Consider the following 20,801-nt stretch of genomic DNA (forward strand, 5'->3'; position numbering starts at 1 on the left):
GACTGCTGTCTTTTACCGATTACGCCCAAATGCAAAGGATGGATACGTGAGCGAAACAGCCTTGCCCAAAGATGATTCTGAATCTGTGCTGACACCACCGACCCCCGATCCGTTGCGGCCTGAACGTCCGGCTGGGCGGAGTAACGGCCTGGTTGTGCTGGCCTTGCTATTTGGCGTGGGTGGCATTGCCGTCGCAGGCTGGGGGGTATGGCAGCTGCGCGCCGTTCAGGCCAGTCACCAACTGCAGCGCACGCAAATGCAGGACATCGCCGCGCAAACCCTGACCTTGCAGACCAGCGAGAAGCAGCTTTCGGAGCGTCTGGCGCAGTTGCCTCCTGCGAATGAACTGGAGGATCGTCGTCGTCTGGTTGCGCAGTTGCAAGGTGATCAACAACGCCTGAGTCAGCGGCTCGAAACCGTGCTCGGTGCAAGCCGCAAGGACTGGCGTCTGGCTGAGGCTGAACATTTGCTGCGTCTGGCTAGCCTGCGCTTGTCTGCGCTGCAGGACATCAACAGCGCTCAGGCATTGGTGCAGGGCGCGGATGAAATTCTTCGCGAGCAAGACGACCCGGGTTCGTTTGCTGCGCGAGATCAGTTGGCGAAAAGTCTGGCGTCGCTGCGCAGCATTGATCAGCCCGATCGTACCGGGCTTTTTTTGCAGCTTGCCGCGTTGCGTGATCAGGTCGCTCAACTCAATGAGCTGGCCCCTGAATACAAGGACAAGGGCGAGTCGCTGTTGGGCCTCACGAACGCCAACAGCCAGGACAGCCATCTGGTGCAATGGTGGAACGAGATATCTCATTACATCCGCATCGACTTCAACGCTGACAAGAACATCCGCCCTTTGCTGGCTGGCCAGAGTCTTACCCAGGTTCGCCTGGCGCTGAGTCTCGCTCTGGAGCAGGCGCAGTGGGCCGCTCTCAACGGTCAGCCGCTCGTGTATGACAAGGCTCTGGCTGAAGCGAAAGAAGTGTTGCGTACCAACTTCAATCAGGACGACTCCCAGAGCAAGATGCTCACCGCCCGGCTGGATGAACTCTCCAGGCAACCGGTTTCGGTGATGACGCCCGATCTGGCGCAAAGTCTGAGTGCGGTTCAGGCCTATCTTGAGCGGCGTCATGCCTCGGCAGATGCACCGGGAACTGCGAATAGCCAACCCGCTGAAACGCGGCAGGGGACGAGCCCATGAAGCGTGCCTATGTGCTGTTGTTCATTGCAATCGCCGCTGCCGCAGCGATTGGTGTGGCGATTGCCGAACACTCCGGCTACGTCCTCATTGCTTATCAAAACTTCCGTTATGAATCGAGCTTGTGGGCCACCTTGGGCCTGCTGTTCGTTATCTGGCTGGTGCTTGTGGTGATTCGCCTGCTGGTTCGTCTCGTGACGACCTCGGGTTCAGTTGCCAACCCATGGTCCAGGCGTAACCGCAGTCGCCGTGTGCAACTTGCAATCGAGCAAGGGCAGATGGATCTGGTTGAAGGTCGCTGGGCCAGTGCGCAACGCCATTTGCATCGTGCCGCCGAGGCTGAACCGCAACCGCTTTTGTACTACCTCGGTGCGGCCCGTGCGGCCAACGAGCAAGGTCGTTATGACGAGTGCGACAACCTGCTGGAGCGCGCCCTGGAGCGTCAGCCTCAGGCAGAGTTGGCCATTGCTCTGAGCCACGCCCAGTTGCAGCAGGATCGCGGTGACAGCGATGGCGCGTTGGTGACCTTGCAGGCCATGAACGAGCGTCATCCTCATAACGCGCAAATTCTGCGTCAGTTGCAGCGCTTGTACCGTCAACGTGGTGAGTGGTCTGCCTTGATCAAACTCATGCCCGAGTTGCGCAAGGACAAGGTCCTGCCTCCTCAGGAGCTGGCCGAGCTGGAACGACGCGCTTGGGGTGAAAACCTCACGCTTGCCGCGTACCGCGAGCAGGACGACGACGGACGCTCGGCGGGCCTGCCAGGGCTGGACAATGCGTGGAAAGGCCTGACCTCCGCGCAACGTCAGGAACCCCAGCTGGTGCTGGCTTACGCTGAGCAATTGCGTCGGCTGGGTGCTGACGGTCAGGCTGAGGAGGCGCTGCGTGCGGCGATCAAGCGCGAATACAACAGCCACCTCGCTCGTCTGTATGGGCTGGTGCGTGGCGCTGATCCGGCGCGTCAGTTACAAGTCGCAGAGGGATGGCTGAAAAATCATCCTGATGATCCGAGCCTGCTGTTAACGCTTGGTCGGCTGTGTCTGCAAAGCAGTTTGTGGGGCAAGGCGCGGGACTATCTGGAAACCAGCCTGCGCCTGCAACGTAATCCGGAAACCTGTGCGGAGCTTGCTCGCCTGCTGGCTCAATTGGGCGAAACAGAGCGCAGCAATCAGCTTTTCCAGGAGGGCTTGAGCTTGCTCGACGAGCGACTTCTGGCGCGACCACTTCCGGCATTGGCAAGCTGAAAGCGCTGGCCGAATAGCTGTCTGCACTAGGGCGCGCAGACAGCTATGTAGGAACAATCCTCCATGTTTGTCTGCTGTAGGCAATTTCCTTCAGGTGATGGTCTCGTAGCTGTCATCCATTGTCCGCAAAGGCCCACCTAAACAGGGACGTATCCTTACGGCAGCGCCTTGAAAGGGTTGAACGCTTTCTCTACCGTAACTGCCTTCGTCTTTCGTTACGGATTTGCCATGCAACTGGCTCACACGCGCTCCTTGTTTTTTCTGGTGTTCATTGCCTGCGCAATGATCATCGGCTGTGTTTTTTATGTGCAGTCTGCGTATGGGCTTTCACCTTGCGTATTGTGTCTGTGGCAACGGGCAGCTTTTGTCGGCAGCGGTATTCTGGCGCTGATTGCTACGTTTCATGCGCCAGGCCGGGCAGGTTGCCGTGTCTACAGCGCAGTCATTTTACTGATGATGCTCGCCGGTGCCGCACTTGCCGGCTTTCAGGTCTGGCTTCAGACAGCAACCGCCGACGACACCATTGGAGTTATTGCACAAGGTGAATGGCTGCTGGACGCTCTTTCGTTAAATCAATGGATCGACAGGTTGTACAGCGATGCCGCTTTCTGCGCAGAAATATCCTGGTCACTGTTTGGTATCAGCCTGCCGGAATGGAGCCTGCTGGCTTTTGTAGGGTTGGCGTTGGTCATGCTTTATGCGTTTTTCAGGGCGACCGTCCGGGTTTCGATAGCCGAAAGTCGGGTCGAGGATTAAACACTTGTATGAACTTTCTCTCCTGCGTACCTTGATGGCCTAGTCATGCGGGCATAATCTGGCCCGCAAGCGTTATTGGATATATGCATCATCTGCCGCCCATAAAGCCTGTGTCGTCCACAGCGACGAACTCAAAACCAGGCCTGCGCAGACTGCATGCCCCTGAAGGGAAGAGATCATCATGTTGGAAAGCTGTCAGAACGCGCAGGAACGCTGGGGCGGGGTCAATAAGCTGATTGATCGCTGGCTGCAGGAACGCCTTGAACTGGTTCGCGTCTACGATGCCCTCGGTGATACACCCGAAGCATTGGCTGCTGATCGTGAAGGCTTGCAGAAATTCTGTGAGGTGCTCGTCGATTATGTGTCGGCCGGGCATTTCGAAATCTACGAGCAGCTCAACAGCGAAGCCAAGGCATTCAACGATGAGCGTGGCCTTGAGCTGGCAGACACCATTTACCCGCGACTCAAGGTGATAACGGAGTCGGCATTGGCGTTCAATGACCGTTGTGACAGAGGTGATTGCTCCGATTGCACCGCTGTTGCTGCGGAGTTCAACACGCTGGGTGGCTTGCTGCATGAACGCTTTGAGTTGGAGGACTGCCTGATTGAGGTGCTCCACAACTCCCACAAGGAAGAAGCGGCTACTCAGGCCTGATGACTTCTTTGTGAATGAAAAAGGGGTGCCAATGGGCACCCTTTTTTTGTTTCTGTCTGGATTAAAGTTGAAGCTCACTGTGGAAGCGACCGGGGTGGCGCTCCACTTCATTCGCGAATGCGGCATTTCAAGCGATACATCAGTTTCGGATGTACCGGCCCTTCGCGAATAAATTCGCTCCCACGGATTTGTGTTTGCAGGCCAACATAGAATCTCCCACAGAGTTCTGTGCTAGATGATTACTGCGACACCCCGACCAGCTCGATTTCAAATACCAGCGGCGTGAACGGGTCAATCAAATCACCAGCGCCTTCCGCGCCGTAAGCTTCTGCCGAAGGGATGACCAGACGCCATTTGGCACCAACAGGCATGTTTTGCAGCGCCGTCGTCCAGCCACTGATCACACTGTCGAGACGAAACCACTGAGGCTGCGTGCTCTGATCGAACACCGTGCCATCTGGCAGGCGGCCGACATAGCGGACCTGCACCCGGCCATCAGCGCTTGGTTTGGCTCCGTGGCCAGCGACCAGTTCGGTCATCAATATGCCGTCTGCCAGTTCGGTCACGCCGGGTTTGGCTTTTTCCGCGGTCATGAATTTTTGTTCGCTCTCCATGGCCGCTTCGCTAAGCGGCTCAACTGCGCCGGAGGCTTCGGCCTGAGCGACGGCAGCGTCATGTTCGCGAAGGATTTGCTCGATGCGTTCTTTCTTCAATGCCAGAGGTTTACCTTCGTAAGACTGCTGCAAACCTTCAATCAGCGCAGGCAAATCAAGATCCGGCACTTCCTGATGCAGACGTTCGCCCAGGCTTGCGCCAAGGCTGTAAGCGAGGTCGTGTGCCTCGCTGGACGGTGCGGCTTGCACAGCCTGAACCACCGGCAACAAGAGGAACAACGACGTGAACAGGTAGCGCGACATGAATGCTCTCCGGCCTGGGAAGTCAGCGATTATGCCAGTGCAATGGCCTGTGCGTGACGGGTGTTTTCAGATGAATTTCGCACTGCGTTGGCAGCGCTTGCAACAGGCATTTATTCCGCTATGCAACAGCGGGCGTTTCATACTGTCAAGATGCCCTAGCGGCGCTGCTGACAGAGGTCTAGTATGAGCCGCAAATCAGTCAGCCAGGAGGTAAGTCATGTCGGCCAAAAAGAAGCCAGTAAATACTCCGTTGCATTTGCTACAACAGCTGTCGAGCAGCCTGCTCGAACATCTTGAAGACGCCTGCTCCCAAGCGCTGGCTGATGCTGAAAAACTGCTCGCCAAGCTTGAAAAGCAGCGTGGCAAAGCGCAGGAAAAACTGCACAAGTCGCGTACCAAACTGCAAGACGCCGCTACCGCTGGTAAAGCCAAGGCACAGGGCAAAGCGAAGTCTGCCGTGGCTGAGCTGGAAGAATTGCTGGACGCGCTGAAAGAACGTCAGAGCGAAACCCGCGGCTACATTCTGCAACTCAAGCGTGATGCTCAAGAAAGTCTGAAGCTGGCTCAAGGCATTGGCCGAGTCAAAGAAGCTGTCGGCAAGGCACTGACCAGCCGTGCAGCCAAACCAGCTCCTGCCAAAGCAACACCTGCCAAAGCTGTCGCTGCAAAAGCCAAAGCACCTGCGGCCAAAACCGCTACTGCAAAGGCACCTGTGAAAGCTCCGGCCAAGGCTCCGGCTAAAGTCGCTGCTGCCAAACCTGCTGCCAAGGCACCTGTAAAAGCGACGCCAGCCAAGGCTGCGCCAAAACCTGCCGCCAAGGCACCGGCCGCCGCTGCAAAACCAGCGAGCAAGCCAGCCGCCAAGCCAGTCGCAAAAGCGCCGACTAAAGCCGCACCAGCCAAACCTGCAATCAAGCCAGCGGCTAAACCAGTTGCAGCCAAGCCTGCTGCAAAACCGGCAGTTGCCAAGCCTGCCGCGAAGCCTGTAGCTGCCAAGCCAGCCACGGCTCCTGCACCAGCGGCTCCGTCTGCCACTCCGGCAACTGCGCCTGCGCCAGCTGCAACGCCTGCTCCAGCGCCAACCACCGGCACCACGCCAACCAGCGCTTCCTAAGGCTGATACATCGCGGCGCGCAGCGTCTGCAGCGCGTCGCGATTTTGCCCGGCGGCCTCGCCCGCCAGGCAACTCAACCAATCCCCTTGCTCTACCGTTTGATGTGTTGACCAACTTCGGGTCTGTGCTTCCAGCCTCGTCAGCAGCTCCTTCTCCGCTTCCAGTTCCAATGTTTTGACTTGCTCACGTAGCAAGCGCAATGACACGTCATGCTGAGCGTCGTTACGCCATGCCGTGCGTATTTCGCGAAGCGGGCGCACTACCTCGTCATGCCAAGGGTTGGCCAACTGTCTGATTTCCTGCGCTCGCTCGGCATTGCACACGACGCCACGTTGGGTAAGCCACGCGCCGCACAAGAGCAGGCAAACATTGGCGCCGCTGGTTTGCAGGCTCAGGCAGGCTTGCTCTACGCCGGGTCTTGCGTAGAAATCCAGGGTGAAACTCCAAAGGTCAGAAGGCATAGTGAGCTACCTGTTTGAGACGAAGCTGGTAGACTCCGCCGCCATTATGATTCGACTTCAAAGCCTTACCTTACAGCGTGGCCCGCAACGTCTGCTAGAAGACGCCGAGCTGACCCTGCACGCCGGTCAAAAAGCCGGCCTGATCGGTGCCAATGGCGCCGGTAAATCCAGCCTGTTCGCTTTGCTTCGGGGTGAACTGACCCCCGACGCCGGTGACTGTCTGCTACCCGCCGACTGGCGTATTGCGCACATGCGTCAAGAGGTCGATACCCTTGAACGCATCGCTGTGGACTACGTCCTTGATGGCGACCTGCGTTTGCGCGAGGTGCAGCGCTTGCTGGCTGAAGCGGAAGCGAGCCAGGACGGCGCAGCCCAGGCGCGTATGCACTCGGAGCTCGACAGCGCCGATGGCTATACCGCTGACGCTCGGGCTCGCAAGCTGCTGGCCGGTCTCGGCTTTACCAACGAACAGATGGAAAAGCCCGTCGGAGATTTCTCCGGTGGCTGGCGGATGCGTCTGAACCTGGCACAAGCCTTGATGTGCCCTTCGGATCTGCTGTTGCTCGACGAGCCCACCAACCACCTGGATCTCGATGCGATCCTGTGGCTTGAGGACTGGCTGAAAAGCTATCCCGGCACTCTGCTGCTGATCTCCCACGACCGGGATTTTCTCGATGCGGTGGTTGATCATGTGGCTCACGTCGAGCAGCGCAAGATCACGCTTTATCGTGGCGGTTACAGTGCTTTCGAGCGCGCCCGCGCCGAACGTATGGCCCAACAACAACAGGCCTACGAGAAGCAGCAGGCGCAGCGCGCGCACATGGAAAAATTCATCACCCGCTTCAAGGCTCAGGCGACTAAGGCCAAGCAGGCGCAGAGCCGGATCAAAGCGCTGGAGCGAATGGAAGAACTGTCTGCGGCGCATGTGGATTCGCCGTTCGATTTCACCTTCCGCGAGTCGAGCAAGATCTCCAGCCCGCTGCTGGACCTGTCCGACGCTCGCTTGGGTTATGGCGACAGAGCGGTGCTGGAGAAGGTCAAGTTACAACTGACTCCAGGCGCTCGTATTGGCTTGCTCGGGCCGAACGGCGCGGGTAAATCGACCCTGATCAAAAACCTTGCTGGTGAGCTTGAGCCCTTGAGCGGTCGCATGGCTCGGGGTGAGAACACGGTGGTGGGTTACTTTGCCCAGCACCAGTTGGACTCGCTGGATGCCAAGGCTAGCCCGTTGCTGCACCTGCAACGCATAGCACCCACTGAGCGTGAGCAGGCTTTGCGCGATTTTCTGGGTGGTTTCGACTTCCGTGGCGCGCGTCTCGATGAGCCCGTACTGAATTTCTCCGGTGGGGAAAAAGCACGTCTGGCGCTTGCCTTGATCGCTTGGGACAGGCCGAACCTGTTGCTGCTCGATGAGCCTACCAACCACCTGGATCTGGAAATGCGTCTGGCGTTGACCATGGCGCTTCAAGAATTCAGCGGTGCGGTATTGGTGGTTTCTCACGATCGGCATCTGCTCAAAAGTACGACCGATGATTTCCTGCTGGTCGCTGACGGCCGTGTTCAGGAGTTCGATGGCGACCTTGAAGATTACGCTCGCTGGCTGGCTGATTACCGGCTGCGCAATGCGCCCGTCAGCAACACACCGGTCAACGCCGACAAGACCGATAAAAAGGCGCAACGCCAGCAGGCAGCTGCCTTGCGTCAGCAACTGGCTCCGCACAAGAAACTGGCCGACAAGCTTGAGCGCGACCTCGGTACTTTGCATGAGCGGCTTGCCAGGGTTGAAGCCGAGTTGGCCGACAGCGCCAATTACGAGGCCGCCAACAAAGACAAACTGCGCGATCTGTTGGCTGAGCAGGCGAAGCTCAAGGTGAGCGAGGGCGAGCTGGAAGAAGCCTGGATGGAAGCTCTGGAGTTGCTGGAGTCCATGCAGGCCGAGCTGGAAGCACTTTCGTAAATACGTTGGGGGATTGATGGAATCTTTTGGATCGCTGGTTCCGCCACACTGGGTGGAGCCGATCTGGCTGGGGCTGCAGATCCTGTTGATCCTGGTCGCCGGTTACATGGCGCAACGGCTGGTGGGGCGTTTTCTGACCCGTCTGGGCGAGCGTTATCCATTGCCGCCCGAGTTGCTGCTGCCTCTGCGTGGTGGCTTGCGCTGGTTCATCATGGGCAGCGCGTTTGTCATCGTGCTGGGCCAGCTCGGTGTTTCTGCCACCGTGCTATGGACCGCGCTCTCGGGCTTTGTCGCCGTTGCCGCTGTGGCGTTCTTCGCCATGTGGAGTGTGCTGTCCAACTTGCTGTGCGCCGTGCTTATTTACACGATTGGCCCGTTTCGCATCGGTGATGTGGTCGAGTTGGTGGATACCCTCGACAAGCCGGGCGTTAAAGGCCGCGTATTAGAGATCAACCTGATGTTTACCACGTTGATCGAGCCTGCCGAAGCGGGCGGTGCGCTGGTTCAGGTCCCCAACAGCCAGTTCTTCCAGAAGTCGGTACGCCGCTGGCGTGGCACAGATGGCTTCCCGACCATCGCAGTCGATAAAACGCCCGAAAACTGATTTTTTTTGAAGTTGCCGTCTCGCAGAGCCTAGTCAATTGCCCGAGAAGCTACTAGCTTAGCGGGCTATGGTGTTCGCCCGAGGTGTGTGATGTCTTTCGAAACATGGCTGGCTTTTTTTGCCGCGTGCTGGGTAATCAGTCTTTCGCCGGGTGCGGGCGCTATTGCGTCGATGTCCAGCGGTTTGCGCTATGGATTCCTGCGAGGGTACTGGGTCGCTCTGGGCCTGCAATTGGCACTGATTGCACAGATTGCAATTGTTGCCGCGGGCCTTGGCGCCGTACTCGCCGCTTCGGACATGGCGTTCACGCTGATCAAATGGTTCGGTGTGGCATACCTGGTCTATCTAGGTATCAAGCAGTGGCGTGCGTTGCCCGCCGACCTGACCGATGACTCGACCATTCGCCCTATCGGTAAACCAATGGCGCTGATTGCCCGAGGTTTTCTGGTCAACATCAGCAATCCCAAGGCGCTGGTGTTCATGTTGGCGATCCTGCCGCAGTTCATCGATCCCAATGCCCCGTTGCTGGCTCAGTACCTGACAATCATGGCAACCATGGTTGCTGTAGACATGACGGTGATGGCGGGCTACACCGGGCTGGCCTCGCGCGTATTGCGAGCGCTTAAAACCCCAAAACAGCAGCGCCGCATGAACCGCACCTTTGCCGGTTTGTTCGTGGGCGCTGCGGGTTTCCTGGCGACGTTGCACAGGGCGTAGTGTGGGAGCGGTGCTTGCCCGCGATAAGAACGGCGCGGTCTAGGATAAATCGCGCCGTTCTTATCGCGGGCAAGCACCGCTCCCACATGTATGTTGCATCCATTCAATGATCTGTATTTCGTTTGATAGAAGGTAAGGCTCTACAAATACTCCCCCGCCGCCTCCGGCTGGTACTCCACCGCCAGCAGGGTCAGCTTGAGGGTCTTGCCGCCCGGTGCGGGCCAGTCGATGTGCTGACCGACCTGCAGCCCCAGCAGCGCCGAGCCAACCGGGGCGAGGATAGACACCGTGCCTTCGGCGCCGGCATCTTTCGGGTAGACGAGCTTCAGGTGGTAGTCCTTGCCGCTGACTTCTTCGCGGCAATGCACTTTTGAATTCATGGTCACGACACCCGCGGGCACTTCTTCGTGGCCAACCACCTGTTCGGCACGGTCCAGCTCGGCTTGCAGGGCTTCGAGGCCGGGGGTGGTTTCTTCAAGGCTCTCGATCAACTGCTCAAGGCGCTGAACGTCCAGCCGGGTCAAAATGATGGAAGGTTGTGTCGACATGTTGGCAGGCTCCTTTTCTGCGCTGCATAAAGCAAAACCCCGCCTGAAGTGGCGGGGTTTTGAAGGCTTCATCGATGAAGCATGTCTGGACACTAACACAGCGTGGGCATTACACAACCCGGCACAGTCTGGGTAGGGCTGTTATGCGTCGGGAGCCGGGTCTGAATCAGCGACTGCCCGACGTTGGTCCGCGTTGGCGCGGATTTGTCGGCGACGATTGTCGTCTGCCGAGCGCCACTCACGGATATCTTCCACATGGCGGAAGCAACCCAGGCAGACTTTCTGCTCGTCCAGTCGACACAGACTGATACAAGGCGAAGGCACCGCCGGGCTGACGTTGCTGTACAGCGGCTTGGGCGGGCGGACTGATGCGGTGTTAGCGGTCACGATCAAATCTCGTCGAAATCGAGCTCTGCGCCCGCCTGATCCAGCGTAAGGCGCGCAAGCATTTCGCTCAGCAGCTCATCGCTGGTGTCGCAGCTCCAGCGCTTCTCTTCTTCGTCATAGTCGAAGTGGAAGCCACCTGAGCGTGCTGCCAGCCACAGCTGGCGCAGCGGTTCCTGGCGGCTGAAGATCAACTGAGTGCCATTTTCGAACTTGACGGTCAGCACGCCCGCCGAGTTTTCGATGTCCAGGTCCAGGCCACTCTCATCGAAAATATCTTCCAGCGCTTGCTGGGTGGCATCCACCAGATCGTGAAAGCGGGCTTCGGTCAAACTCATGGGGGAACCTCAAAAAGTGTCGGCTGTTTGCGCAGCGACGCAAGATACGGTCGCTTAAAGGCAAATGCAAAGCATACCCGCCCAACGACCCTTACAGACGCCAATAATCCGCTTTGTCGACTGCAATTCGGTAGCGTTGCGTCAAAGCCCCGCCGGACGGGAGGACCGCCACGTAGGCAAGCCGATGGGTGGCCGGTATACTCGGGCGCAATTACTGCTTTTACAAAGGATTTCGCCATGAAGCGCCTGATCTCTTCGCTTGCTGCGCTTGTCGCGGTCGCTTGCCTCGTTACTGCCTGCGGCCAGAAAGGCCCGTTGTACCTGCCGGATGACCAGAAGTCTTCCGACGACCAGGCCAAGTCGCAATCGCACAAGCATCTTTAAGGGTATTCCATGGACGCCTTCAACTACCGCGACGGTGAACTGTTCGCGGAAGGTGTAGCGTTGTCTGCGATTGCCGAGCGCTTCGGCACGCCGACCTACGTCTACTCCCGCGCTCACATTGAAGCGCAATATAACGCCTATGCAGATGCACTGAGCGGCATGCCGCATCTGGTCTGCTTTGCCGTAAAAGCCAACTCCAACCTGGGTGTGCTCAACGTTCTGGCGCGTCTGGGTTCTGGCTTCGACATTGTGTCCCGTGGTGAACTGGAGCGTGTACTCGCTGCAGGCGGCCAGGCCGACAAGATCGTTTTCTCCGGTGTCGGCAAGACCCGTGATGACATGCGCCGCGCGTTGGAAGTCGGCGTGCACTGCTTCAACGTCGAGTCCACTGACGAGCTTGAGCGTCTGCAGATCGTAGCCGCTGAAATGGGCGTGCGTGCGCCCATCTCGCTGCGCGTCAACCCGGACGTCGACGCCGGTACGCACCCGTACATTTCCACTGGCCTCAAGGAAAACAAATTCGGTATCGCCATCGCTGACGCCGAAGATGTCTACGTGCGCGCTGCGCAGTTGCCGAATCTGGAAGTGGTCGGCGTCGATTGCCACATCGGTTCACAGCTGACCACGCTGGAGCCGTTCATTGACGCTCTGGATCGTTTGCTTGCCTTGGTGGATCGTCTTGGCGATTGCGGCATTCTGCTGCGTCACATCGATCTGGGTGGCGGTCTTGGCGTGCGTTACCGCGATGAGGAGCCACCGCTGGCTTCCGATTACATCAAGGCGGTCCGTGAGCGCATGGAAGGCCGTGACCTGTCGCTGGTTTTCGAACCCGGCCGGTTTATCGTCGCCAACGCTGGCGTGCTGCTGACTCAAGTCGAGTACCTCAAGCACACCGAGCACAAGGATTTCGCCATTGTCGACGCGGCAATGAACGACCTGATCCGCCCGGCGCTGTATCAGGCCTGGATGGACGTGACTGCGGTTCGCCCGCGTGACAGCGCCCCTCGCACTTACGATATTGTCGGTCCTATCTGCGAAACCGGTGACTTCCTGGCCAAAGGCCGCGAACTGGCGTTGGCTGAAGGTGATCTGCTGGCTGTGCATTCGGCCGGTGCCTATGGCTTTGTCATGAGCTCGAACTACAACACTCGTGGCCGTACCGCTGAAGTGTTGGTCGATGGGTCGCAGGCTTTCGAAGTACGCCGCCGCGAGACCGTGGCCGAGCTGTTTGCTGGCGAAAGCCTGCTGCCGGAGTAACCCATGCTGCTGCGTTTTACCAAGATGCACGGCCTGGGCAACGACTTCATGGTTTTGGACCTGGTCAGCCAGCACGCGCATATTTTGCCCAAGCACGCCAAACAATGGGGTGACCGGCACACCGGCGTCGGTTTCGATCAGCTGTTGCTGGTCGAAACACCGACCAATCCGGATGTCGATTTCCGTTATCGGATCTTCAACTCGGATGGCTCCGAGGTCGAGCAGTGCGGCAATGGTGCGCGCTGCTTTGCCCGCTTCGTGCTGGACAAGCGTCTGACCGCCAAGCGCCTGATCAAGGTAGAAACCAAAAGCGGAATTATCGAGCTGGAAATCCGCAATGACGGCCAGATCAGCGTCGATATGGGGCCGCCACGGCTGGTCCCGGCAGACATTCCGTTCCAGGCCACCGAGCAGGCGCTGAGCTACAGCCTTGATGTTGATGGGCAAACGGTTGAGCTGGCCGCTGTCTCCATGGGTAACCCGCATGCGGTGTTGCGTGTGGACGACATCAACAACGCACCGGTGCATGCGCTGGGTCCGAAGATTGAACACCACCCGCGCTTTCCGGCACGGGTCAACGTAGGCTTTCTCTACGTCGTTGATCGCCAGCGTGCACAGTTGCGCGTCTGGGAGCGCGGAGCCGGGGAAACCCAGGCCTGTGGCACCGGTGCGTGTGCGGCAGCGGTCGCGGCGATCAGCCAGGGCTGGATGGATTCGCCACTGCTGATCGATCTACCGGGCGGTCGACTGTCCATCGAATGGGCCGGTCCTGGCCATCCGGTGCTGATGACCGGTCCTGCGGTCCGCGTATATGAAGGCCAAGTTCGTCTATGAGTGAGCAAAAGCGATGACTGACAAGCCTCAGACTTCAACCGACAAGCCTAGCGAATCGCCGGTCGATAACGCAGCGCCAAATCTTGAAGCAGAGGCGATCATCGCTTACCTGCTCGACCGTCCCGATTTCTTTGCCGAACACGACGAGTTGCTGGTGTCGATGCGTATCCCGCATCAGCGCGGCGACACTGTCTCGCTGGTCGAGCGTCAGCTCAAGTTGTTGCGTGAGCGCAATATCGAGATGCGCCATCGTTTGTCGCAACTGATGGACGTTGCGCGCGACAACGACCGGCTGTTCGAGAAGACCCGCCGCCTGAACCTCGCGCTGATGGATGCCGCCAGCCTCGAAGAGATCGTGATTGCTGTAGAAGACAGCCTGCGTCAGGACTTCCAGGTGCCCTTCGTCAGTTTGATTCTGTTCAGTGACAACGCCATGCCGGTCGGCCGTTGGGTCAGCAGTGTCGATGCGCAAAAGGCTATCGGTGGTTTGATCGGTGACAAGACCGTGTGCGGCGCGTTACGTGAGCATGAGCTGATCTTTTTGTTCGGCGCCGAGCAAGGCAAGGAAGTCGGCTCCACCGCCGTTGTGACCCTTAATCATCTCGGTCTGCATGGCGTGCTGGCCATTGGTAGTCGCGATCCGCAGCATTATAAAAGCTCGGTGGGCACCCTGTTCCTCAACTACATCGCCGATGTGCTGAGCCGTTTGCTGCCGCGCTTCACCCACTCCTTACGCTCGGTTCGCTAGTGATGGAACGACAGCTGGACGCTTACTGCACACATTTGCGCAGTGAGCGCCAAGTGTCGCCACACACACTCGAAGCTTATCGCCGTGATCTCAACAAAGTGTTGGCGTACTGCGAGAAGCAACAACTGAGCAGTTGGGCTGCGCTGGACATTCAGCATCTGCGCAGCCTGATCGCCCGTCAGCATCAGCAGGGTCAATCCTCGCGCAGCCTGTCGCGTCTGCTCTCGGCAGTGCGCGGGCTTTATCACTATCTCAATCGTGAAGGCATCTGCGAACACGATCCGGCCAATGGCCTGTCGCCTCCCAAGGGTGAACGTCGCTTGCCGAAGACCCTTGATACCGATCGCGCCTTGCAGCTGCTGGATGGCGGCGTGGAAGATGACTTTCTGGCTCATCGCGATCAGGCCATTCTGGAGCTGTTCTATTCTTCAGGGCTGCGGCTGTCCGAGCTGACCAGTTTGAATATGGAGCAACTGGACTTGAGCGAAGGTCTGGTGCAGGTGCTCGGTAAAGGCAGCAAGACCCGCGTCCTGCCGGTGGGCAAGAAGGCCCGTGAGGCGCTGCACGCGTGGATTGCGCTACGTGCCCTGGCCAACCCTGAGGATGATGCGGTATTCATCAGCCAGCAAGGCAGGCGTCTCGGCCCCCGCGCGATTCAGAAACGGGTCAAAGCCGTAGGCGAGCGCGAGTTGGGGCAGAACCTGCACCCGCACATGTTGCGCCACTCATTTGCGAGCCACCTGCTCGAGTCGTCCCAGGATTTGCGCGCTGTGCAGGAATTGCTTGGGCACGCCGACATCAAGACCACGCAGATTTACACCCACCTGGACTTCCAGCATCTGGCGTCGGTCTACGACAGCGCCCATCCGCGGGCCAAACGTAAAGGTTCTGACCATGATTAAGCTGATCACCTTCGACCTTGATGACACCCTGTGGCACACCGCCCCGGCTATCGTCAGCGCCGAGGCCATCCTGCGTGACTGGCTGGCTACCAACGCGCCCAAGCTTGGCCCGGTGCCGGTGGAGCATTTGTGGGAAATTCGTGCGCGTCTGGTAGAAGCTGACCCTACCTTCAAACACCGCATCAGCGCCCTGCGGCGGCGGGTGCTGTTCCATGCACTGCAAGACGCCGGTTATGCCTCGACTGAAGCTCAGGAGCTGGCTGATCAGGCGTTTGAGGTGTTCCTGCATGGCCGCCATCAGGTCGAGATATTCCCGGAGGTTCATCCGACCCTGGAGATTCTGGCCAGGACCTTCACCCTGGGCGTGATCACCAACGGCAATGCCGATGTGCGTCGTCTGGGACTGGCCGATTATTTCGCCTTCGCGTTATGTGCTGAAGACCTGGGGATCGGCAAACCCGACCCGGCTCCATTTCTGGAAGCACTCAAGCGTGCCAACGTTGAGGCTGGCGCCGCAGTGCACATCGGTGATCACCCCGGCGATGACATCGCAGGCGCCCAGCAAGCTGGTATGCGAGCGATCTGGTACAACCCGGCGGGTAAGCCGTGGGAAACAGACACGCTGCCGGATGCCGAGATCAGCAGCCTGACGCAGTTGCCGGATGTGTTGAGTCGCTGGGTGTAGGTGATGTTGAGGCTTGTGATGACTGTGGGAGCGGTGCTTGCCCGCGATAAGGCTGGACGCGATCTAAAGTGAACCGCGTCCAGCCTTATCGTCGGAATGCCGCCCAGACCAAGCACCGCTCCCACAGTCATCATCAGTCCTACAGTGCCGCGTCAGGCCCGAACCAGCGGACAATTTTTGCCAAAAAAAAGCCCGCAGCGACAGCGGGCTTTTTTCATCCGGCATCAGACACCCTTAGATAGGGCGGCTACCGTATTTGTTATCAGGCTTCTTGGGCGGATCGGCGACCACGTTGGCCTCCACTTCCTGCACCTTGCCACCACGGGCGAGGAACTCTTCCATGGCGCGAGCCAGAGCATCACGCTCTTTGTTTTTGGCTTCTACGCTAGGCAGTTCATCAACCGAGACGGCAGCCTTGGCCTTGCCTTTGGTTGGCGTTACCGAAACTTCCGCACCGTCATCGGCTTCAGCACCGTCGTCCTCGGGAGCAGCTGCAAGCTCCTCACCGTCCTCTTCACCTTCCAGATCATCAACCAGATCGTCGTTGTCGTCGTCGCTCATGTTCTACCTCATGACTTGCGAAAGCAGATTAGTTATAGCCCAGCTGCGTACGTTTTCGAATGCTGCCGGAAAAAATTCAACATCCGCTGCAAAACAGCGGTTAGGCCTGTTCACCTTGAAGGGTGGCGAGGACGTTGCGAGCACCGCCAGCATCTCGGTGCTCACCCAGATAAACACCTTGCCAGGTGCCCAACGCCAATCGACCTGCCGAGACCGGCAAAACCAACTGGCAGCCTAGCAAACTGGCCTTGAAATGCGCCGGCAGATCGTCAGGGCCTTCGTCTTCATGTTCAAAGCCGTGGGTGCCTTGTGGCACCAGACGGTTGAAAAAGCGCTCGAAGTCACGACGCACAGCCGGGTCGGCGTTCTCGTTGATGGTCAACGAAGCCGAGGTATGCTGCAGCCACAAATGCAGCAACCCGACTCGACACTCTCGCAGCTCGGGCAAGCCTGCAAGAATTTCATCGGTTACCAGATGAAACCCGCGTGGCCTTGCCCGCAGGGTAATTCTGGTTTGTTGCCACATACAGTTCTCCGCATATTCGGCGCGCATTCTAACGCGCTGGAAGAAAAAGCAAAGCGCGCAATAATCCGTCTTTTGTGTAAGCCATCAACGCTTGCTCGCCGACATGGCGGGTATCTCTGCAAACTGTCAGGAATGTCCCTTGTAATGCTGCTCTTGTATCGGGTGAAGCGTTTTGGCCGGGCAATCTATCGACAAACTCCAGACAAAAAAATGCCCGGTAAACCGGGCATTTTTTTACAGTGGCTTACAAGTTGTAGCCACGCTCGTTGTGTTGCGCAAGGTCGAGGCCTACAGCTTCTTCCTCTTCGGTGACACGCAGGCCCATGACCGCGTCCAGCACCTTGAGGATGATGAAGGTCACGATCGCGGTGTACACGACGGTGAACGCTACGCCTTTGAACTGAATCCAGACTTGAGCCGCGATGTCAGTTACGGTGCCGAAGCCGCCCAGAGCAGGGGCTGCGAACACGCCGGTCAGGATTGCGCCGACGATACCGCCGATGCCGTGAACGCCGAAAGCATCCAGGGAGTCGTCGTAGCCCAGCTTGCGCTTGAGGCTGGTGGCGCAGAAGAAGCAGATCACGCCTGCAGCCAGACCGATGATCAGGGCGCCCATCGGGCCTACAGTGCCCGCGGCCGGAGTGATTGCAACCAGACCTGCAACAACACCCGAAGCGATACCCAGTGCGCTTGGCTTACCGTGGGTCAGCCACTCGGCGAACATCCAGCTCAGTGCGGCAGCGGCGGTTGCGATCTGAGTAACCAGCATCGCCATGCCTGCAGTGCCGTTTGCAGCTGCGGCGGAACCGGCGTTGAAACCGAACCAGCCAATCCAGAGCATTGCCGCGCCGACCAGGGTGTAACCCAGGTTGTGCGGTGCCATTGGAGTGGTAGGGAAGCCTTTACGCTTGCCAAGTACCAGACACGCCACCAGGCCAGCCACACCAGCGTTGATGTGAACAACGGTGCCGCCTGCGAAATCCAGGACTCCCCAGTCCCACATCAAGCCACCGACGCCGCCCCAGACCATGTGCGCGATTGGCGCGTAGACCAGGGTGAACCAGATAGCCATGAAGATCAGCATTGCGGAGAACTTCATGCGTTCTGCGAAAGCACCGACGATCAGGGCTGGAGTGATGATCGCGAAGGTCATCTGGAAGGTGATGAACACCGCTTCAGGGAACAGAGCCGCAGCGCCAGTGATGCTCGCAGGTGTCACACCTGCCAGGAACGCTTTGCCCATGCCGCCGAAGAACGAGTTGAAGTTGACGACGCCTTCTTCCATACCCGTGGTGTCGAACGCAATGCTGTAGCCGTAAACGACCCACAGGATGCTGATCAAGCCAGTGATAGCGAAGCACTGCATCATCACGGAAAGAATGTTTTTGGAACGGACCATACCGCCGTAGAACAGCGCGAGGCCGGGAATGGTCATGAACAGCACCAAGGCTGTTGCGGTCAGCATCCAGGCGGTGTCGCCTGAGTTGAGGACTGGGGCTGCCACTTCGTCTGCCGCCATGGCCAAGCCAGGGGTTACGAGGGACAACAGGGCTCCTAGCCCTGCGAATTGACGCAGAGTCATATTGTTTTCTCCTGGGGCGTTGGGTTGGCGGCTTAGATTGCGTCGGTATCGGTTTCGCCGGTACGGATGCGAATAGCCTGTTCCAGATTCACTACAAAGATCTTGCCGTCACCAATCTTGCCGGTGTTGGCGGCCTTGGTTATCGCCTCGATAACGCGATCCAGATCCTTATCGTCAATGGCAACATCGATCTTCACCTTGGGAAGGAAGTCGACAACGTATTCCGCACCGCGATACAACTCGGTGTGGCCTTTCTGACGTCCGAAGCCTTTGACTTCAGTAACGGTGATGCCCTGCACGCCGATTTCGGACAGCGACTCGCGCACGTCGTCCAATTTGAACGGCTTGATGATGGCAGTGACTAGCTTCATGAAACTTTCTCCCGAATTGGTGGACTTGCCCCAGGAAAACAAACCCGACTCAAGTCTAAGCGCAGTGCCTGGCTTTGTAACGCATCGGTCGCCTGAAGGAGGTCCGACCAACCCCAGAAAACCGCTTTTGACGAAACATTCCCCGCTCCGCCTGCCGCACTGTAATCGTCAACGCGACTGCATCAGTGCATGGGTCATCAGCGACTAAGCAGAAAGCTTGCCATCTCGTGAATTTTCATTGAATACAGGCTCTTGATCCCTGTTTCAGGCACCGGAACCGCCCTGCGAGGCATGTCAGCGCACAACTAAAGTGCGTTCGTGCACGCAGTGGTGCGCCATTATCGTGCGCCCGTTGTCGCTAGAAATGACTATAGACGCTCCGTGCTACACTGCCGCCCATCTGAAACCGGAGGTAGACATGCTCGCGCCCAAAGCTTTTCTCGATGCCCTGAGCGGCCACGCCTCGCGCTTGTTCAATGGCGAAACGCCGATCCCGCGTAACGAATTCGAAACCCAGTTCAAGGCCCTGCTGCAAAGCGGCTTCAGCAAACTGGATCTGGTCAGTCGTGAGGAGTTCGACAGCCAGATGGCCGTCCTCGCCCGCACCCGTGCCCGCCTTGAAGCACTGGAGGCGAAAGTTGCAGAGATGGAAGCGAAGCTGAACCCACCTGTGGGTGAGTAGCCAGCGCCGAGTGTGTGGGCTACGCCCAAATACCTGATTTGAAATGATGTTCCTGTGGGAGCGGTGCTTGCCCGCGATGAGTCTGGACACTATCTCACGTGGACCGCGTCCAGCCTTATCGCGGGCAAGCACCGCTCCCACAAGGATTTTCATTTGCTGCATGACAGGGGCGTGTCAGGATAAAAGGGACATATCCTGCGGACACAAATGGTGCATCTCTTTTTGCATCGGCCTCACCTCTCAATCAACAACCGCTCCAGCCTTTTCGTATACGGCGAAAGGTCACCGATGGTGCGGGCGACCCATTCGGGGTCGTAATAGGTATCCAGATAGCGTTCGCCGCTGTCGCACATCAGCGTCACCACTGACCCCTTCAAGCCTTGCTCCTGCATTTGCAGCGCTACGGTCAGTGCGCCCCACACGTTGGTCCCCGTGGAACCGCCCGGCTTTTTCCCCAGGCGTTTTTCCAGCCAGCCGAGGGTAGCGATGCTCGCTGCATCAGGGACTTGCAGCATGTCATCGATCACACCCGGCAAAAACGACGCCTCTACCCTCGGCCTTCCAATGCCCTCGATGCGACTGCCCTTGAGGCTGGTCAGGCTGGTATCGCCGTTGCGGTAACTGTCGTAGAACACCGAGTTCTCCGGATCCACGACGATCAACTTCGTGTCATGGCCTTTGTAGCGAATGAAGCGGCCGATGGTCGCTGAAGTCCCGCCAGTACCCGCGCTCATCACAATCGCTGTGGGGATGGGGTGCTCCTCGCCGCTCAACTGGTCGAAGATGCTGTCAGCAATATTGTTATTGCCGCGCCAGTCCGTAGCCCGTTCCGCGTAGGTGAACTGATCCATGTAATGACCGCTGTCGAGCCGAGCCAGGCGTTCCGCCGCCGGGTACATGTCGCAGGATTGCTCCACGAAGTGGCAGCGCCCGCCGAGCAGCTCAACCTGCTGAATTTTCCTGCTGGCGGTATGGCGCGGCATGACCGCCGTGAAGGGCAATCCCAGCAGTTTTGCAAAGTAAGCCTCCGATACCGCCGTACTGCCGGAAGATGCTTCCACCACATGCGTGCCCTGGCGAATGTTGCCGCTGCAGATCGCATGAAGAAACAAAGAGCGCGCCAGACGATGTTTCAGGCTGCCGCTGGGGTGAGTGCTTTCGTCCTTGATGTAAATATCGATGGCGCCAAGTGCCGGAACATCCAGCTTGAGCATGTGCGTATCGGCCGAGCGCTGCTGATCACAGGCAAGGGTTTTGATCGCGGTACGAATCCAGTTATTCATCACTCTGCGCCTCGGCAAAAACACATCTATTCTTGAGGGCAAATGTTACCGATCGCTGGAAAAAAGAATTCCTTTTTGTTCTACCATGCAAGCTGTTTGATAGAA

25 protein-coding genes are annotated in these 20,801 nt (G+C 58.3%); 15 read left to right on the forward strand and 10 right to left on the reverse strand.

The window, feature by feature from the left end:
• The first annotated feature begins 46 nt into the window (after positions 1–46).
• The 4 genes from EE949_RS28230 (at position 47) to rsd (ending at position 3,841) form a co-directional block, all read left to right on the forward strand.
• Complete coding sequence (locus tag EE949_RS28230) at positions 47–1,189, forward strand: uroporphyrinogen-III C-methyltransferase (protein WP_122667294.1); 1,143 nt, start codon at positions 47–49, stop codon at positions 1,187–1,189.
• Positions 1,186–2,430: a heme biosynthesis HemY N-terminal domain-containing protein gene (locus EE949_RS28235; protein ID WP_122667295.1), complete on the forward strand. Its 1,245-nt coding sequence runs from the start codon at positions 1,186–1,188 to the stop codon at positions 2,428–2,430. The genes EE949_RS28230 and EE949_RS28235 overlap by 4 nt, the downstream gene beginning before the upstream one ends.
• Positions 2,431–2,658: 228 nt before the next feature.
• Positions 2,659–3,186: a disulfide bond formation protein B gene (locus EE949_RS28240; RefSeq protein ID WP_122667296.1), complete on the forward strand. Its 528-nt coding sequence runs from the start codon at positions 2,659–2,661 to the stop codon at positions 3,184–3,186.
• Positions 3,187–3,367: 181 nt separating this feature from the next.
• A complete protein-coding gene (rsd, locus tag EE949_RS28245) occupies positions 3,368–3,841 on the forward strand; it encodes a sigma D regulator (protein WP_122667297.1) in 474 nt (157 codons plus the stop codon).
• A 239-nt stretch (positions 3,842–4,080) separates the two neighbouring features.
• Here the strand turns inward: rsd and EE949_RS28250 are convergent, their stop codons facing one another.
• A complete protein-coding gene (locus EE949_RS28250; protein WP_122667298.1) occupies positions 4,081–4,758 on the reverse strand; it encodes an FKBP-type peptidyl-prolyl cis-trans isomerase in 678 nt (225 codons plus the stop codon).
• Between the two features lie 217 nt (positions 4,759–4,975).
• On the opposite strand from EE949_RS28250, the gene EE949_RS28255 reads away from it, so the two are divergent.
• Positions 4,976–5,872, forward strand: coding sequence for an AlgP family protein (locus EE949_RS28255; RefSeq protein ID WP_122667299.1), 897 nt, complete (start codon positions 4,976–4,978; stop codon positions 5,870–5,872).
• On the opposite strand, the gene EE949_RS28260 is transcribed toward EE949_RS28255, so the two are convergent.
• Positions 5,869–6,333, reverse strand: coding sequence for a TIGR02444 family protein (locus EE949_RS28260; protein ID WP_122667300.1), 465 nt, complete (start codon positions 6,331–6,333; stop codon positions 5,869–5,871). The two genes, EE949_RS28255 and EE949_RS28260, sit on opposite strands and share 4 nt — an antisense overlap.
• Positions 6,334–6,379: 46 nt before the next feature.
• Here EE949_RS28260 and EE949_RS28265 point away from each other — a divergent pair, with 46 nt between their 5' ends.
• The 3 genes from EE949_RS28265 (at position 6,380) to EE949_RS28275 (ending at position 9,611) form a co-directional block, all read left to right on the forward strand.
• Positions 6,380–8,290 (forward strand): ATP-binding cassette domain-containing protein, encoded by a 1,911-nt coding sequence (locus EE949_RS28265; RefSeq protein WP_122667415.1) that lies wholly within the window; start codon positions 6,380–6,382, stop codon positions 8,288–8,290.
• Positions 8,291–8,306: 16 nt separating this feature from the next.
• The gene (locus EE949_RS28270) at positions 8,307–8,894 is read left to right on the forward strand and encodes a mechanosensitive ion channel family protein (protein WP_122667301.1); all 588 of its coding nucleotides are present in this window, start codon (positions 8,307–8,309) and stop codon (positions 8,892–8,894) included.
• A gap of 90 nt (positions 8,895–8,984) precedes the next feature.
• Positions 8,985–9,611, forward strand: a complete 627-nt coding sequence (locus EE949_RS28275; RefSeq protein WP_122667302.1) for a LysE family transporter — start codon at positions 8,985–8,987, stop codon at positions 9,609–9,611.
• Positions 9,612–9,751: 140 nt separating this feature from the next.
• Here EE949_RS28275 and rnk read toward each other — a convergent pair whose 3' ends face one another.
• The 3 genes from rnk to cyaY form a co-directional block, all read right to left on the reverse strand.
• Positions 9,752–10,159 carry a nucleoside diphosphate kinase regulator gene (gene rnk / locus EE949_RS28280; RefSeq protein ID WP_122667303.1) on the reverse strand — a complete coding sequence of 136 codons (408 nt, stop codon included), beginning with the start codon at positions 10,157–10,159 and terminating at the stop codon, positions 9,752–9,754.
• Positions 10,160–10,300: 141 nt separating this feature from the next.
• Complete coding sequence (locus tag EE949_RS28285) at positions 10,301–10,546, reverse strand: DUF1289 domain-containing protein (RefSeq protein WP_122667416.1); 246 nt, start codon at positions 10,544–10,546, stop codon at positions 10,301–10,303.
• 2 nt (positions 10,547–10,548) lie between these two features.
• Complete coding sequence (cyaY, locus tag EE949_RS28290) at positions 10,549–10,881, reverse strand: iron donor protein CyaY (protein ID WP_122667304.1); 333 nt, start codon at positions 10,879–10,881, stop codon at positions 10,549–10,551.
• A gap of 237 nt (positions 10,882–11,118) precedes the next feature.
• Here cyaY and lptM point away from each other — a divergent pair, with 237 nt between their 5' ends.
• The 6 genes from lptM to EE949_RS28320 are packed head-to-tail and all read left to right on the forward strand — an operon-like array spanning position 11,119 to position 15,691.
• Positions 11,119–11,265, forward strand: a complete 147-nt coding sequence (gene lptM / locus EE949_RS28295) for an LPS translocon maturation chaperone LptM (protein WP_049827215.1) — start codon at positions 11,119–11,121, stop codon at positions 11,263–11,265.
• Positions 11,266–11,274: 9 nt separating this feature from the next.
• On the forward strand, positions 11,275–12,522 hold the full coding sequence (gene lysA, locus EE949_RS28300) for a diaminopimelate decarboxylase (protein ID WP_122667305.1): 1,248 nt from the start codon (positions 11,275–11,277) through the stop codon (positions 12,520–12,522).
• Positions 12,523–12,525: 3 nt separating this feature from the next.
• On the forward strand, positions 12,526–13,356 hold the full coding sequence (dapF, locus tag EE949_RS28305; RefSeq protein ID WP_122667306.1) for a diaminopimelate epimerase: 831 nt from the start codon (positions 12,526–12,528) through the stop codon (positions 13,354–13,356).
• 13 nt (positions 13,357–13,369) lie between these two features.
• A complete protein-coding gene (locus tag EE949_RS28310; RefSeq protein ID WP_122667307.1) occupies positions 13,370–14,104 on the forward strand; it encodes a DUF484 family protein in 735 nt (244 codons plus the stop codon).
• Positions 14,105–14,106: 2 nt separating this feature from the next.
• Complete coding sequence (gene xerC, locus EE949_RS28315) at positions 14,107–15,006, forward strand: tyrosine recombinase XerC (protein ID WP_122667308.1); 900 nt, start codon at positions 14,107–14,109, stop codon at positions 15,004–15,006.
• Entirely contained in the window at positions 14,999–15,691 is a 693-nt protein-coding gene (locus EE949_RS28320) for an HAD family hydrolase (RefSeq protein WP_122667309.1), read from the forward strand. The genes xerC and EE949_RS28320 overlap by 8 nt, the downstream gene beginning before the upstream one ends.
• A 234-nt stretch (positions 15,692–15,925) precedes the next feature.
• Here the strand turns inward: EE949_RS28320 and sutA are convergent, their stop codons facing one another.
• From sutA to glnK, 4 genes are all read right to left on the reverse strand, one after another.
• Complete coding sequence (sutA, locus tag EE949_RS28325) at positions 15,926–16,252, reverse strand: transcriptional regulator SutA (RefSeq protein WP_122667310.1); 327 nt, start codon at positions 16,250–16,252, stop codon at positions 15,926–15,928.
• Positions 16,253–16,352: 100 nt separating this feature from the next.
• Positions 16,353–16,778 (reverse strand): secondary thiamine-phosphate synthase enzyme YjbQ, encoded by a 426-nt coding sequence (locus EE949_RS28330; protein ID WP_122667311.1) that lies wholly within the window; start codon positions 16,776–16,778, stop codon positions 16,353–16,355.
• A gap of 244 nt (positions 16,779–17,022) precedes the next feature.
• The gene (locus tag EE949_RS28340) at positions 17,023–18,360 is read right to left on the reverse strand and encodes an ammonium transporter (RefSeq protein WP_087271566.1); all 1,338 of its coding nucleotides are present in this window, start codon (positions 18,358–18,360) and stop codon (positions 17,023–17,025) included.
• Between the two features lie 32 nt (positions 18,361–18,392).
• Positions 18,393–18,731 (reverse strand): P-II family nitrogen regulator, encoded by a 339-nt coding sequence (gene glnK / locus EE949_RS28345; protein ID WP_002555808.1) that lies wholly within the window; start codon positions 18,729–18,731, stop codon positions 18,393–18,395.
• Between the two features lie 418 nt (positions 18,732–19,149).
• On the opposite strand from glnK, the gene EE949_RS28350 reads away from it, so the two are divergent.
• Positions 19,150–19,413, forward strand: coding sequence for an accessory factor UbiK family protein (locus EE949_RS28350; RefSeq protein ID WP_027899842.1), 264 nt, complete (start codon positions 19,150–19,152; stop codon positions 19,411–19,413).
• A 233-nt stretch (positions 19,414–19,646) separates the two neighbouring features.
• Here EE949_RS28350 and EE949_RS28355 read toward each other — a convergent pair whose 3' ends face one another.
• Positions 19,647–20,696, reverse strand: coding sequence for a PLP-dependent cysteine synthase family protein (locus EE949_RS28355; protein WP_240350464.1), 1,050 nt, complete (start codon positions 20,694–20,696; stop codon positions 19,647–19,649).
• Positions 20,697–20,801 lie beyond the last annotated feature (105 nt).

Source organism: Pseudomonas viridiflava, from assembly GCF_900602065.1.
In the GTDB taxonomy this organism is placed as follows: Bacteria; Pseudomonadota; Gammaproteobacteria; order Pseudomonadales; family Pseudomonadaceae; genus Aquipseudomonas.